The organism is Sorangium sp. So ce145 (assembly GCF_051525985.1).
GTDB classification, from domain to species: domain Bacteria; phylum Myxococcota_A; class Polyangia; order Polyangiales; family Polyangiaceae; genus Sorangium; species Sorangium cellulosum_B.
Map to the genome: position 1 here is coordinate 4400027 of NZ_CP150315.1, position 15827 is coordinate 4415853.

Consider the following 15827-nt stretch of genomic DNA (forward strand, 5'->3'; position numbering starts at 1 on the left):
GTGGTGCGAATGCTGGCGCGCCTCCGCCACCGCGGCCCCGACGAGATGGGGTACTACTTCGACGACTCCGTCGCGATCGGCAACGCGCGCCTCAGCATCGTGGATCTCGCCGGCGGCCAGCAGCCGATCGGCGATCCGACGGGCCGGTACTGGATTGTCTTCAACGGCGAGATCTACAACTACAAGGAGCTCGGAGCGGAGCTGGCCGCCGCCGGCCACCGGTTCGCCTCGAGCTCCGACACGGAGGTGCTGCTTCACGCGTGGATCGCGTGGGGCCCGGCGGCGTTCACGCGTCTGAACGGCGCGTTCGCGTTCTGTATCTACGATCGGCGCGACAAAACGCTGGTGCTGGCGAGAGATCGGTTCGGCAAGCGGCCGCTCTACTACGTGCGCGACGCGGAAGGGGTCGTCTTCGGCTCGGAGCTGAAGTGCTTCCTGGAGTACGAGCCGTTCCGCTTCGAGCTCGACCCTGGACAGCTCGCGTCGATCTTCCGCATCTGGACGCCGCTGGAGGATCAATGCGGGTTCCGCTCGGTGAGGCAGGTCCCGGCCGGCGCGTACGCGCAGGTCACGGGGAGCTCGTTCGACATCGTTCACTACGCGCCGCTGAGGATCGATCGCCCCCCGCCCGACCTCTCCGAGCAGGAGGCCGCAGCGCAGGTGCGCGACGCGCTCTCGAAGAGCGTGCAGCTCCGATTGCGCAGCGACGTCGAGGTCGGCACCTACCTGAGCGGGGGGATCGACTCTGCGATCGTCGCGACGTTGATCGCGGAGAACTCGACCGGTAGAACGAAGAGCTTCTCGATCCGCTTCGAAGAGGACGAGTTCGACGAATCGGGCGACCAGGAGCTGATGTCGTCCTTCCTCGGGACGGAGCACGCATCGATCCGGATCGGGAGCCAGGAGATCGTCGACGCCTTCCCCGAGGCGCTCTGGCACGCCGAGGTCCCGGTGTTCCGGACCGCGTTCGTGCCGATGTTTCTCCTGTCCCGGCTGGTGAAGGACCACGGCATCAAGGTGGTGCTGACCGGCGAGGGCGCGGACGAGGCGTTCCTCGGCTACGACATCTTCAGAGAGACCCTGCTCCGCGCCGAGTGGGCGGAGATGGAGCCCGCCGCGCGGCAGCGCAAGCTCTCGCGCCTGTATCCGTATCTGCGGCAGTTCGACGAGCGGAACCACGCGGCGCTCGCCGCGCTCTTCGAGCGGCTCTCGCGCGATCCGCCCACCGATTTCTTCTCGCATGAGCTGCGATTCCTCAATTCGCAGCTCTCGGCGAGGTTGCTGGCGGGGCGGCACGACGCGCTCCGGCCCCTGACCGAGCACGTCGCGGCGCCGCACGAGCGGTACGCGCCCCTCTCGCGCGTCCAGAAGGCGCAGTGGCTGGAGTTCAAGACGTTGCTGGCAGGATATCTGCTGTCGACCCAGGGCGACCGGATGAGCCTCGCGCACGGCGTGGAGAATCGCTGCCCGTTCCTGGATCCGGACGTCGTCGCGCTGGGGTGCGCGACGAGCCTCGCGTTCGACGACGGCTTCGACGAGAAATACCTGCTCAAGAAGGCGTTCGCCGCAAAGCTGCCCGAGCGAATTCTGAAGAAGCCGAAGCAGCCTTACCGCGCGCCGGACGCGAGCGCGTTCCTGAAGCGCCAGCCCGACTACCTCTCCGTGATCCGATCCAAGGCCGAGCTCGAGAAGATCGGCGTGCTGGATGTGAAATTCTGCGCGGCGTTCGTCGAGCGGATTCTCTCGAAGCCGGCCGAATCGATCAGCCAGGCGGAGAATCAGACATTTCTGTTCCTTCTCTCGACGGCGCTGCTCCACCGGCGCTTCGTGGAGCGTGACGTGCCGGCGCCGCCGACGATCGAGCCGCTGCTCGTCCGGCGGTTCGACGGGAGGCTCATCGCATGAAAGATGAGAAGAAGAGCCCGGACCTCGGCGGGTCGGATGTCGCCGTCGTCGGCGTGGGGGGCCGATTCCCGCAGGCTCGCGGGCCCGAGCAGCTCTGGGAGAACCTGCGCAGCGGCCGGTGCGCGATCACGGCAGTGCCGCCCGGGCGGTGGAGCGATGCGGCGCGCGCGGGCGAGTTCCGCGGTGGCTTCGTGGAGGACGCGGACTGCTTCGACGCCGCGTTCTTCAAGATCTCGCCGAAGGAGGCCGAGCTCATGGACCCGCAGCAGCGAATGCTGCTCGAGGTCCTCTGGCACACGCTCGAGGACGCGCGCGTCAAGCCGTCGTCGCTGGAGGGACGGAAGATCGGCGTTTTCATGGGGGTGTGCAACGACGACTACGCAGAGCTCCTGCACGAGCACGACGCGTATGACGCCAGCCTCTACGGCTCGACCGGGACCTCTGGCTCGATCCTCTCCAACCGCGTCTCGTTTTTCTTCGATTTCCGCGGGCCGAGCGTCACGGTCGACACGGCGTGCTCCAGCTCGCTCGTGGCCGTGCACCTGGCTGCGAGGGCGATCCGTGCGGGGGAATGTGAGGCGGCGCTCGCGGGCGGCGCCAACCTCTGCTGGACGGAGAGTCGCTTCTTGGCCTTCAGGAGCGCCGGGATGCTGTCGAAGGACGGCGTGTGCAGGACGTTCGACGCTCGGGCCAACGGCTACTTGCGTGGCGAGGGCGCCGGCGCGGTCCTCCTGAGGCCGCTCCGCGATGCGCTTCGCGACGGTGACTACATCTACGGTGTCATCAAGGGGGGAGCGATCAACCACGGCGGCCGAACGCGCGGGTTGACCGTCACGAGCCCGGCGCAGCAGCGCCAGCTCCTGATCGACGCGTACCGCGACGCCGGTGTGCACCCCGACACCGTCGGCTACATCGAGACGCACGGGACCGGCACGTCGCTCGGCGATCCCATCGAGTTCCTCGGGCTCAAGCAGGCGTTCGAAGCGCTGAGAGAGCAGGGCAGCGAGCGGCGAGTGCGGCCCGGAACGTGCGCGCTGGGCGCGCTCAAGACCAACATCGGCCACCTCGAGGCCGCGGCCGGCGTCGCCGGCCTCATCAAGGTGCTCCTGTCCCTGAAGCACGGGGCGATCCCCGGAAACCTCCACTTCGACGAGCTCAATTCGCGGATCTCGCTCGACGGAACGTCGTTCTACTTCCCGACGAGCACCCGCGCATGGCCCGCGGGCGAGCCGGGTGACGGTGCGCCGCCGAGGCGCGCAGGCGTGAGCGCGTTCGGGTACGGCGGCGCGTACGCGCACGTCGTCGTCGAGGAGCACTGCGCGCCGCCGCCCGAGGCGAGCGCGCCGGCCCCCGGCCCCCACCTCGTCGCGCTGTCGGCCCCCACGCCGGCGCGGCTGCGCGCCTGGGCGGAGGCGCTCGTCGAGCACATCGGGGCGAGAGCGGTCGAGGCGCCGGTTGCGCTCTCGGAGCTCGCTTACTCCCTGCAGACGACGCGCGAGGAGTTCGAGGAGCGACTCGCGCTGATCGCGGAGGACTCCGCGGCGCTGTCCGAGCAGCTGCGAGCGTTTGTCTCGGGCGTCGACCCTGCCGGTTGCTTCCGAGGGAATGTGCGGACGGCGAAGGGCGCGCCGGTGGACGCGGCGGTCGTCGACGCGCACATCGGCGGCCGGGCGCTGTCGTCGCTCGCGGAGCTCTGGGTCCGCGGCCAGTCGATCCCGTGGCGCGGCCTGTACGCCGGCGCCGTCCCCCGCACGATCGCGCTGCCGTTGTTCTCGTTCGAGCGGCGCAGGTACTGGGTGACGCGGCGTCAGGTCGCCCCCGCGCCCGAGGTCTCGCCCACCGTGGCGCCGCCTGGCCCGGCCGCGATCGAGAAGCCAAGCGGCATCGCGCTGCGAGCGCCCGGGGAAGAGCGGTTCGCTGCGCCCGCAGTGTCGTCGGGCGTCGAACATACGGTGTCGCTCTCGCCTGTGGGCGCCGCCGTGAACCAGGCGGCGGTCGTCGCCGGGTCGGCCATGGGAGCCGCGCCGTACGGGGGCGGTTCACCAGCCGGCGGGGCGGCCTCGTCGGCCATCGCGGGCGTCGAGCGGGTGACCCCCCGCGCGACCGAGGGCGGCGTGGGAGGCCACATGCCAGGAACGACGGCGACCGCACGCGACCGGCGCGCGTCGCCCGTGGATAACGCAGCCGGCGGGCGATCGCTCGCCGCGTTGGAGCAGGAGCTCACGGGGAGTCTGGCCGAGGCGCTCTTCATGGACCGGGCGGACGTCGAGCCCGACCGTCCTTTCATGGAGCTCGGTCTCGACTCGATCGTCGGCGTCGAGTGGGTACGGGTGATCAACACGACGTACGGGCTGTCGCTGCCGGCGACGTGCGTGTACGACCATCCCACGATCCGCCGCCTCGCGGCCCACCTGTCGTCGATCGCCCCGCGCACGGAGGTATCGGCGGTCGCGCACCGCCGCCCGCGCGGCGGCGCGGCCGAGGCTGGACGCGCGCGAGCGCACGACCTCGGGGCGCTGGAAGAGGGGTTGACGAGCAGCCTGGCCGAGGCGCTCTACACGGACCGTGCGGAGATCGATCCGGATCGTCCCTTCACGGAGCTCGGTCTCGACTCGATCGTCGGCGTCGAGTGGATACGGGCGATCAACAAAGCGTACGGACTATCGCTGCCGGCGACATGCGTGTACGACCACCCCACGATTGGCCGCCTGGCCCGGCACCTTTCGCCGATGCTCGGCGGAGCGGGCGCCGGCCCGTCGGCGCAGCATGGCGGGGAGGATGCGCTGCATCTCTCGCGCGACGATGCTGAAGGGCAACCTCGCGACGCGCGCGTCGGGGCGGCGCGATCGAGCGAGCTCGACGCGCTCCAGGTCGAGCTCGCAAAGAGCCTTGCGGACGCGCTCTACATGGAACCCGGCGACGTCGACGTGGACCGTCCGTTCGTGGATCTGGGGCTCGACTCGATCGTGGGCGTCGAGTGGACACGGGCGATCAACAAGGCGTACGGCGTGTCCCTGCCGGCGACGCGCCTCTACGACCACTCCACCGTTCGACGGCTCGCGGCGCACCTCTCGGGCGAGCTCGATGTGCGTGCAGCCGCGGGGAGACCTGTCGCGACCGAGCGAGAGCGCCCCGCTCTCGGGGGCGACATTGCAGCGCGTCCCGCGCGCGAGCCCGAGGCGCGCGCCCCGCGCCCGGCACCTGAGCATGAAGGCATCGCGGTTATCGGGATGTCGGGGGCGTTTCCGAAGGCGAGGGACCTGGACGAGTTCTGGGAGAACATCGCGCGCGGCGTCGACTGCGTGACGGAGATCCCGCCGGATCGCTGGGCGATCGCGGAGCACTACGACCCGAGGCCGGACGCCCCGCGCAAGACCTACAGCAAGTGGATGGGGGTGCTGGACGACGTGGATCGGTTCGATCCGCTGTTCTTCGGCATCACGCCGACGGAAGCCGAGCTGATGGATCCCCAGCAACGGCTGTTCCTCGAGCACTGCTGGAGCTGCATCGAGTCGGCCGGGATCGATCCGCAGCGGCTCTCGGGGAGCCGCTGCGGGGTCTACGTTGGCTGCATGCCGGGCGACTACGTCCGGGTGGGCGACGGCACCGATCTCACGCTGCACTGGCTGATGGGCAGCTCGTCATCGATCCTCGCTGCGCGGATCTCGTACTGCTTGAACCTGAAGGGGCCGTGCCTCGCGATTGACACGGCCTGCTCGTCGTCGCTCGTCGCGATCGTCGAGGCGTGCGACTCGCTGCTGCTCGGGCGGAGTGATCTCGCCCTCGCGGGCGGCGTGAGCGTCGCCGTGCGGCCGGAGACCCATATCATCGGCAGCGGCGCGGGGATGCTCTCCCCGCGCGGGCGCTGCTTCACGTTCGACGCGCGCGCCGACGGCTTCGTGCCGGCGGAGTGCGTCGGCGTCGTCCTCTTGAAGCGGCTCGCCGACGCGGTGCGGGACGGGGACATCATCGCCGGGGTCCTTCGTGGATGGGCGCTGAACCAGGATGGGCGGACCAACGGCATCACCGCGCCCAGCGTGACCTCCCAAGCCGCGCTGCAGAAGCAGGTGTACGACCATTTCGGGATCGACCCCGAGACCATCTCCCTCGTGGAGGCGCACGGCACCGGCACCAAGCTAGGCGACCCGATCGAGGTGCAGGCGCTGACCGAGTCGTTCCGAGCGTACACCGACGAGCGGGAGTACTGCGCGCTCGGCTCGGTGAAGAGCAACATCGGTCACGGGCTCGCCGGCGCCGGCGTTGCCGGCGTGCTCAAGGTCCTGCTCGCGCTTCGACACGAACGGCTGCCGCCGACGATCCACTACGCGACGCGGAACGAGCACATCACCTTCGAGGGAAGCCCATTCTACGTCAACACCGAGCTCCGTCCGTGGGCGCGGCGGGCGGGGTCGCCGCGGCGCGCTGCGATCAACTCGTTCGGCTTCAGCGGGACGAACGCGCACGTCGTGATCGAGGAGGCGCCGCCGCGCTCGGGCGAGGTGACGTTCGCGGAGGCGGGTCTGCCGGTGCTGATCGTCCTCTCGGCGAAGAGGCCGGAGCGCCTCGAGGCGTACGCTGCGAAGCTCGCGCGATGGCTTGAACGGCAGCCGGCGCTCGACCTGACCGCCCTTGCCTACACGCTCCAGATCGGGCGAGAGGCGATGGCCTGCCGGGCGGCGTTCGTGGCCGACGGCCGGCGCCGGATCGTCGACGTCCTCGGCGAGCTGGCGCGAGGTGTCCGCGCTCCCGGGGTCTTCATGGGGCAGGCGAAGCGCCGCGGCGAGACGGGGGCGCCGTCCGCGAGCGATGCAGCCACGGGCCGGCTGCTCGGTGCCCGCGCGCGCGAGGAGCGGCTGAGCGAGCTGGGCGAGCTCTGGGTGCAAGGAACGACGATCGCGTGGGATGCGCTGTACCAGGATCGTACGCCCGCCCGCCTGAGCATTCCGACCTATCCGTTCGCGAGGGAGCGGTATTGGTTCCCGTTGCCCGGCGGCACGGCGTCTGCCCCGCTCCTCTTCGAGCCACGCTGGGACGCGAAGGAGGCGGCCGGCGATGCGCGCGAGGGCGACCGCGCCGCGGCGCGGTTCGCGAGGCGCTGCGTCCTCGTGGAGCCGGCGTACGAAGACGCGGCGCGCGCGCTGGCGAGCGCCTGCCCCGGGACCGAGATCGAGGCGCTGCGAGTCCACGGCGGCACGCTGGCAGATCGCTTCGCGGGGCGTGTCGAGCAGGTGTTCGAGCGCGTCCGCGAGCTCCTGCGCGATCGGCTCGACGGGCGAGCGCTGCTCCAGGTCGTGGTGAGCCACCAGGGCGAGGGGGCGGAGGCGCTCGCGGGGGTCTCCGGTCTGCTGAAGACGGCGAGCCGGGAGAACCCCGACCTCGTCGCGCAGCTCGTCCAGATCGCCTCGCCGATGCGGGCCGACGAGCTGGCAGCGAGGTTGCGGAGCGACGCGGCGGCGAGCGACGATCGGGTGATTCGCTATCGCGAGGGCGGCCGGTACGTCGCGACCGTGGCCGCGCTCGCACCGGCGCCGGACGACGGCGCTCGGGCGCCGGGCGCGCAGGCCGGCTGGAAGAGCGATGGCGTGTACCTGATCGCCGGCGGAGGCGGCGGCATCGGGCGGATCGTCGCGCGCGACATCGTCGAGCACGCCGACGGGGCGACGGTGCTCCTCGCGGGACGCTCGCCGCTCACCGGCGAGCTGCGCGCCGCGCTCGATGCACTGCGCGCGGAGGGCGAGCGGCGGCGGGCGCGCGTCGAGTACCTGACCATGGACGTCGCGGACGTCGCCGCGGTGGAGGGGCGCGTTCGAGACATCCTCGAGCGATACGGCCGTCTGAGCGGCGTCATTCACGCGGCAGGCGTGCTCCGCGACGGCTTCATCGTTCGAAAGCAGACGAGCGACCTGCATGCCGTGCTCGCGCCGAAGGTGCGTGGCGTCGTCCACCTCGATCGCGCGACCGCTCGTCTCCCGCTCGACTTCTTCGCGATCTTCTCCTCGATCGCTGGCGTCTTCGGAAACGTGGGGCAGGCGGACTACGCGGCGGCGAACGGCTTCCTGGACGGGTACGCCGCCTACCGCGATCGGCTGGTCGCGGACGGGGAGCGCCGCGGGCGGACGATCGCGATCGCGTGGCCCCTGTGGGCGGACGGCGGGATGCACGTGGATCCCGTCACCGCCGAGGCGCTCGATCGAGCCGGGCTCGCGCCGCTCTCCGCCGCGCAAGGGCTCGCCGCGCTTCACGAGGCGCTCGCGTCGAGCCGTGCGCGTGTCGTCGTCCTCGCAGGTGGGATCGAGCGGCTGCAAGCCATGGGGGTGGCGACGGGTCCGGCGCCCGCTCCGGCGACGCGGAGCGCCGCGGCGACGGCCGCGCAGGCGGTGCGCGAGGCGGCGCCGATCACCGCGGCGCGCGACGCCGCGGCGATCGATCCGCGACTCCTCGAAGAGAAGACGCTGCGCAGGCTCCGCGGGCTCTTTGCTGACGTCACGAAGCTGCCGTCGAGCCAGATCGATCCAGAGGAGTCGCTGGAGCTGTATGGGATCGACTCGCTCCTCATCATGCGCCTGAACGAGGCGCTGTCGAAGGTGTTCGGCGACATCTCGAAGACGCTCTGGTTCGAGTACCAGACGCTCGCCGCGCTCGCCGGCCACCTGAGCGCGCGTCACGCCGCCGCGTGCGCGCGCTGGACCGGAATGGATCGCCTCGCCGACGCTCCGGTCCACGCGAACGAGCCGGGCGGCGCCATGGCCCCGCTGGACGCGGGGGCGCGACGCGACGAGGCGCCTCTGCCGCGAAGCGAGGAGGCTGCCGGGGCGCGGCCGGCGCGCGGCCCCATCGCGATCATCGGCCTCAGCGGCCGGTACCCGCAGGCGGAGGACGTCGGCGAGTTCTGGGAGCACCTCAAGGCCGGGCGGAGCTGCACTCGCGAGATACCCGCCGATCGCTGGTCGCTCGACGGTTTTTACGAGCCCGACCCCGAACAGGCAGTGATGGAGGGGAAGAGCTACGGCAAGTGGGGCGGTTTCCTCGACGGCTTCGCCGACTTCGATCCGCTCTTCTTCAATGTCTCGCCGCGCGAGTCGATGAACATCGATCCGCAGGAGCGGCTCTTCATCGAGTGCTGCTGGAGCGTGCTCGAGGACGCCGGCTACACGCGCGACCTGATCGCGTCGCAGCACGGGGGGCGGGTCGGCGTCTTCGCCGGGATCACGAAGACCGGCTTCGATCTCCACGGCCCGGAGATGCGCCTCCACGACCGACAGAGCTTTCCGCACACGTCGTTCGGCTCGGTGGCCAATCGCGTCTCCTATCTGCTGAACCTGCGCGGCCCGAGCATGCCGATCGACACGATGTGCTCGTCGTCGCTGACGGCGATCCACGAGGCGTGCGAGCACCTGCTGCGCGACGAGTGCGAGATCGCGATCGCCGGCGGCGTGAATCTTTACGTGCACCCGTCGACGTACGTCGGGCTGTCCGCGCAGCGGATGCTCTCCCGGACCGGGCACTGCAAGAGCTTCGGCGAAGGGGGCGACGGCTTCGTCCCCGGCGAGTGCGTCGGGGCGGTGCTGCTCAAGCCGCTGCAGCGGGCGATTGACGACGGTGATCACATCTACGCCGTGGTCAAGGGGACGAGCATCAACCACGGTGGCAAGACGAACGGCTACACCGTGCCGAATCCGGTGGCGCAGCGCGAGCTGATCCTGAGCGCGCTCGCCAGGGCGGGGGTCGACGCGCGCGCGGTGAGCTACGTGGAGGCGCATGGGACGGGGACGGAGCTCGGGGATCCCATCGAGCTGGCGGGCCTGACGCAGGCGTTCCGAGCCTGGACGGAGGAGCGAGAATACTGCGCGATCGGGTCTGTGAAGTCGAACATCGGGCACTGCGAGAGCGCGGCTGGGATAGCGGGTGTGACGAAGGTGGTGCTGCAGATGAAGCACGGGGTGCTGGTCCCGTCGCTGCATTCGGAGCGGCTCAACCCGCACATCGACTTCGAGAACAGCCCATTCTTCGTGCAGCGTGAGCTGTCGGCGTGGCGGCGGCCGGTGGTGAAGGTGGATGGGAAAGAGCGAGAGCATCCGCGCATCGCCGGGGTCTCGTCGTTCGGGGCGGGCGGGGCCAATGCGCACGTGGTGCTCGAGGAGTATGTGGAGCGCGCGGGCGAGCGGGGTGCGCTCGCGAGCGGAGCGGGGCGAGGCGCGGTGGCGGTGGTGCTGTCGGCGCGGAGCGCGGAGGCGCTGCGTCGGCAGGCGAGCCGGCTGAGACGAGCGCTGGAGCGGGGGGAGTACGGGGAAGGGGATCTGGAGGACATCGCGTACACGCTGCAGACGGGGCGAGAGGCGATGGAGCACCGTCTCGGGTTCATCGCCTCCAACCTGGACGAGGTGAAGTCGAAGCTGTCGGCGTACGAGCGAGGCGCAGGTGAGCTCGAGGAGTTCTGGCAAGGGGAGGTGAAGCGAGAGAAGGAGATGCTCTCGCTGCTCGGGTCGGACGAAGAGCTGCAGGAGGCGATCGGCAAGTGGGCATTGCGCGGCAAGTACGCGCGGCTCTTGGAGCTGTGGGTCAAGGGGCTTGCTTTCGACTGGTCGCGAGTGCACGCGGGGCGCAGGGCGAGGCGAGTGTCGCTGCCGACGTATCCGTTCGAGAGGGAGCGATACTGGCTGCCGTCGTCGAGGGGGAGGTCTGGGTCGGCGGGAGCGGGTGCGGGGCGTATTCACCCGCTGGTGCATGCAAACACCTCGAGCCTGTCGGAGGAGCGGTTCACGTCGGAGTTCACGGGGCAAGAGCCGTTCTTCGCGGACCACGTGGTGGATGAGGAGCGGGTGCTGCCTGGGGTCGCGTACCTGGAGATGGCGCGGCGTGCGGTGCAGGAGGCGGTGGGAGGCGAGGGGGAGGTAGGCGAGCACGGGATCGAGCTGCATCACGTGGTGTGGTCGCAGCCGATCGTGCAGCGAGGTGCGGAGGCCGTGCGTGTGCACGTGCAGGTCGAGAGCGCGGAGGGGTCTGAGCCAGCCGAGGGCTGGACGCTGCGCTACGAGATCTACTCTGGGGGAGCGGGCGTGTCGGGCGTGTCGGGCGAGCGTGTGGTGTCGGGCGTGTCGAGCGAGCGTGTGGTGCACTCGCAGGGCTACGCGCGGCTGGTGGAGAAGCAGCCTGCGCCGCGGGTTGACGTGAGCGAGCTGCGTTCGCGGTGCGAGCAAGAGCGGAGCGGTGCGTCGTGTTACGCGGCGTTCGATGCGATGGGCCTGCACTACGGGCCGTCGCATCGAGGGCTGGTGAGCGTGTGGCGTGGGGAGGAGACAGGCGGAGAGCGCTTCGCGCTGGCGCGTGTGCAGCTGCCTGCGAGCGCGATGTCCGGGCGGGAGGAGTATGTGCTTCACCCGTCGGTGCTGGACAGCGCGCTGCAAGCGACGATAGCGCTGAGCGATGGTCAGACGCTGACGCTGCCGTTCGCGCTGGACGCGGCGCAGGTGTTCGGAGCGAGCCCGCCGTCCGGGTACGTGGTGATCCGCGAGGAGCGTGGAGGCGAGAAGCTGACGCTGGAGCTGTGCGACGACGGGGGTGTTGTGTGTGTGCGGCTGGCCGGCTTCGCGAGCCGGGTGCAGCACCGGAGCGGGGTAGAGCTCTTGCAGCGGCGCTGGCGGCGCAGCCCGGTGGAGCATTCGGCGCAGAGCGGGCATGTGCAGCGATGGGTGCTGCTGGACAGCGCCTATGGCTCGCAGGCAGCAGCGCTGAGCGAGCGGCTGCCGGGAGCCCAGATCACGGCGCTGCGCGCCAGCGGCGGCGTGGCGGAGGAGTTCGAGCAGGTCGTCGAGCAGGTGATGGCGACGGTGCAGACGATCCTGCGGGAGCGGCCGCGGGGTGAGGTGCTGCTGCAGATAGCGCTGTCGCGGGGTGAGCGAGGCGAGCGGCTCGGTGCGGTGTCCGGGCTGCTGAAGAGCGCGAGCCAGGAAAACCCGAAGCTCGTGGGTCAGGTGCTGGAGCTTGAGGACAGCGCGACGCTGCTGGACAAGCTCGAGGAGAACGCGGCGGCGAGAGGCGATGTAGAGATCCGCTACCAGGGTGGGGAGCGGCAGACGCCGGCGCTGGAACCTGTGGTGGAGTCGCGAGCAGCAGCGGCCGAGGTGCCGTGGAAGCAAGACGGCGTGTACCTGATCACGGGGGGAGCGGGGGGCCTTGGGCTTCTGTTTGCGAAGGAGATCATCGACCGAGCGCCTGGAGCGACGCTGATCCTGACGGGGCGCTCGCGGCTGAGCGGCACGAAGCAAGCGGCGGTGGAGTCGCTGCGCGGTCGAGGTTCGCGCGTGGAGTACATGCAGCTCGACGTGAGCGACGGAGCAGCGGTGTCGCGAGCGGTGGAGCAGCTGCAGTCGGAGCACGGAGGGCTGAACGGGCTAGTGCACGCGGCGGGGGTGCTCCAGGACAGCTTCGTGGTGAACAAGACGGAGGCGCAGTGGCGCAGCGTGCTGGGGCCGAAGGTGCGTGGCCTCGTGCACCTGGATGAGGCGACGAAGCATCTGGCGCTGGACCACATGGTGGTGTTTTCGTCGGTGGCGGGGCTCGTTGGGAATGTGGGGCAGGCGGACTACGCGGCGGCGAACGCGTTCATGGCGCGGTTTGCGGAGCAGCGCAGCGAGCTTGTGCGCGCTGGCCATCGCCAGGGCCGGACGGTGTCGATCGATTGGCCGCTGTGGGAGAGCGGCGGCATGCAGGTGGACGCCTCGACCGTGCGGCGGCTGCGCCAGACATACGGCGTGACCCCGCTCGCGACCGAGCACGGCATCGCGGCGTTCTACCGGACCATGGCGAGCGGCCTCGCGCACGTCGGCGTCGTCGCAGGTGATGTGGCGAAGTGGCGCTCGCAGCTTGCGGCCACCCACGCGACCGCCGGCGAGGGGGACGCCTCGCACGACGCGGGCTCGACTGCCGTCGCGTCCGACGTCATGGAGGCGAAGGCAGCGCAGCTGCTCCGAAAGGTGCTGTCGTCGAGCTTGAAGGTGCCGCTGGAGCGGATAGAGGGGGACACGCCGCTCGACCGCTATGGGATCGAGTCGGTGATGGTGATGGAGCTGACGCGGGAGCTTGAGAAGACCTTCGGTCCGCTATCGAAGACGCTCTTCTTCGAGCACCAGGACATCCGGTCGCTGAGCCGGTATTTCGCGGAGGCGCATCGCCGTCGGCTCATCGAGGTGCTCGGCGGCGACGACGAGCCGGCGAAGAGCGCCGCGCGCCGGCCGCAGGAGCCGGCATCGGCGAGCGCTCCGCGCAGGGACCGCCTCGTCACGCAGCCGCGCGGAGGCGCTGTCGCGCGCCCGCTTCGGCCGCACGACATCGCGATCATCGGCGTGAGCGGGAGATACCCCGGCGCCGACGACCTCGAAGCGTTCTGGGAGAACCTCAAGTCCGGCCGGGATTGCATCACCGAGATCCCGGAGGACCGCTGGAGCTTGGAGGAGTTCTTCGATCCGCAGAGGGGGAAGCCGGGGAAGATCTATAGCCGCTGGGGCGGCTTCATCGACGGCGTCGACCGGTTCGATCCGCTCTTCTTCAACATCTCGCCGCGTGAAGCGCAGATCATGGACCCGCAGGAGCGGCTCTTCCTTGAGTGCGCGTACGAGACGATCGAGGACGCCGGCTACACGCGAGACGCGCTGAAGAAGCCCGCCGCGGCCGGCGGCCCGCCCGGCACCGTGGGCGTATTCGTCGGCGTGATGTACGAGGAATACCAACTCTTCGGCGCGCAGGCGCAAGTCCTGGGTCAGCCGTTTGCGCTCAACGGCAATCCTTCGTCGATCGCCAACCGCGTCTCGTATTTTCTCGATTGCCACGGGCCGAGCATGGCGGTGGACACGATGTGCTCGTCGTCGCTCACCGCGATTCACCTCGCCTGCCAGAGCCTGCTCCACGGCGGGTGCGATCTGGCGATCGCCGGTGGGGTGAACGTCTCGATTCATCCGAACAAATATCTGGCGCTGAGCCAGGGGCAGTTCGCGTCGAGCCGGGGTCGCTGCGAGAGCTTCGGGGAAGGCGGGGACGGCTACGTGCCGGCCGAAGGCGTCGGGGCGGTGCTGCTCAAGCCGCTGCAGCGGGCGATTGACGACGGTGATCACATCTACGCCGTGATCAAGGGGACGAGCATCAACCACGGCGGCAAGACGAATGGCTACACCGTGCCGAGCCCCGTGGCGCAGGCGCAGCTCGTCGCGCAGGCGCTCACGGAAGCCAAGATCGAGCCGCGCGCGGTGAGCTACGTGGAGGCGCATGGGACGGGGACGGAGCTCGGGGATCCCATCGAGCTGGCGGGCCTGACGCAGGCGTTCCGAGCCTGGACGGAGGAGCGAGAATACTGCGCGATCGGGTCTGTGAAGTCGAACATCGGGCACTGCGAGAGCGCGGCTGGGATAGCGGGTGTGACGAAGGTGGTGCTGCAGATGAAGCACGGGGTGCTGGTCCCGTCGCTGCATTCGGAGCGGCTCAACCCGCACATCGACTTCGAGAACAGCCCGTTCTTCGTGCAGCGTGAGCTGTCGGCGTGGCGGCGGCCGGTGGTGAAGGTGGACGGGAAAGAGCGAGAGCATCCGCGCATCGCCGGGGTCTCGTCGTTCGGGGCGGGCGGGGCCAATGCGCACGTGGTGCTCGAGGAGTATGTGGAGCGCGCGGGCGAGCGGGGTGCGCTCGCGAGCGGAGCGGGGCGAGGCGCGGTGGCGGTGGTGCTGTCGGCGCGGAGCGCGGAGGCGCTGCGTCGGCAGGCGAGCCGGCTGAGACGAGCGCTGGAGCGGGGGGAGTACGGGGAAGGGGATCTGGAGGACATCGCGTACACGCTGCAGACGGGGCGAGAGGCGATGGAGCACCGTCTCGGGTTCATCGCCTCCAACCTGGACGAGGTGAAGTCGAAGCTGTCGGCGTACGAGCGAGGCGCAGGTGAGCTCGAGGAGCTCTGGCAAGGGGAGGTGAAGCGAGAGAAGGAGGTGCTTTCGCTGCTCGGGTCGGACGAAGAGCTGCAGGAGGCGATCGGCAAGTGGGCATTGCGCGGCAAGTACGCGCGGCTCTTGGAGCTGTGGGTCAAGGGGCTTGCTTTCGACTGGTCGCGAGTGCACGCGGGGCGCAGGGCGAGGCGAGTGTCGCTGCCGACGTATCCGTTCGAGAGGGAGCGATACTGGCTGCCGTCGTCGAGGGGGAGGTCTGGGTCGGCGGGAGCGGGGCGTATTCACCCGCTGGTGCATGCAAACACCTCGAGCCTGTCGGAGGAGCGGTTCACGTCGGAGTTCACGGGGCAAGAGCCGTTCTTCGCGGACCACGTGGTGGATGAGGAGCGGGTGCTGCCTGGGGTCGCGTACCTGGAGATGGCGCGGCGTGCGGTGCAGGAGGCGGTGGGAGGCGAGGGGGAGGTAGGCGAGCACGGGATCGAGCTGCATCACGTGGTGTGGTCGCAGCCGATCGTGCAGCGAGGTGCGGAGGCCGTGCGTGTGCACGTGCAGGTCGAGAGCGCGGAGGGAGCTGAGCCAGCCGAGGGCTGGACGCTGCGCTACGAGATCTACTCTGGGGGAGCGGGCGTGTCGGGCGAGCGTGTGGTGCACTCGCAGGGCTACGCGCGGCTGGTGGAGAAGCAGCCAGCGCCGCGGGTTGACGTGAGCGAGCTGCGTTCGCGGTGCGAGCAAGAGCGGAGCGGTGCGTCGTGTTACGCGGCGTTCGATGCGATGGGCCTGCACTACGGGCCGTCGCATCGAGGGCTGGTGAGCGTGTGGCGTGGGGAGGAGACAGGCGGAGAGCGCTTCGCGCTGGCGCGTGTGCAGCTGCCTGCGAGCGCGATGTCCGGGCGGGAGGAGTATGTGCTTCACCCGTCGGTGCTGGACAGCGCGCTGCAAGCGACGATAGCGCTGAGCGATGGTCAGACGCTGACGCTGCCGTTCGCGCTGGACGCGGCG

General features: G+C 70.0%; 2 protein-coding genes (1 of these 2 cut by a window edge). Both read left to right on the plus strand.

All coding sequences use genetic code 11. The features are described 5' to 3' along the window. Positions 1 to 1905 carry an asparagine synthase (glutamine-hydrolyzing) gene (gene asnB, locus WMF34_RS16585; protein ID WP_437993859.1) on the plus strand — a complete coding sequence of 635 codons (1905 nt, stop codon included), beginning with the start codon at positions 1 to 3 and terminating at the stop codon, positions 1903 to 1905. Further along, positions 1902 to 15827, plus strand: the 5' portion of a protein-coding gene (locus tag WMF34_RS16590) for an SDR family NAD(P)-dependent oxidoreductase (protein WP_437993860.1). Its footprint extends 5967 nt past the window's final position; only the first 13926 of its 19893 coding nucleotides appear in the window; it begins with the start codon at positions 1902 to 1904; its stop codon lies off the right edge, out of view. Before asnB ends, WMF34_RS16590 begins: the two co-directional genes overlap by 4 nt.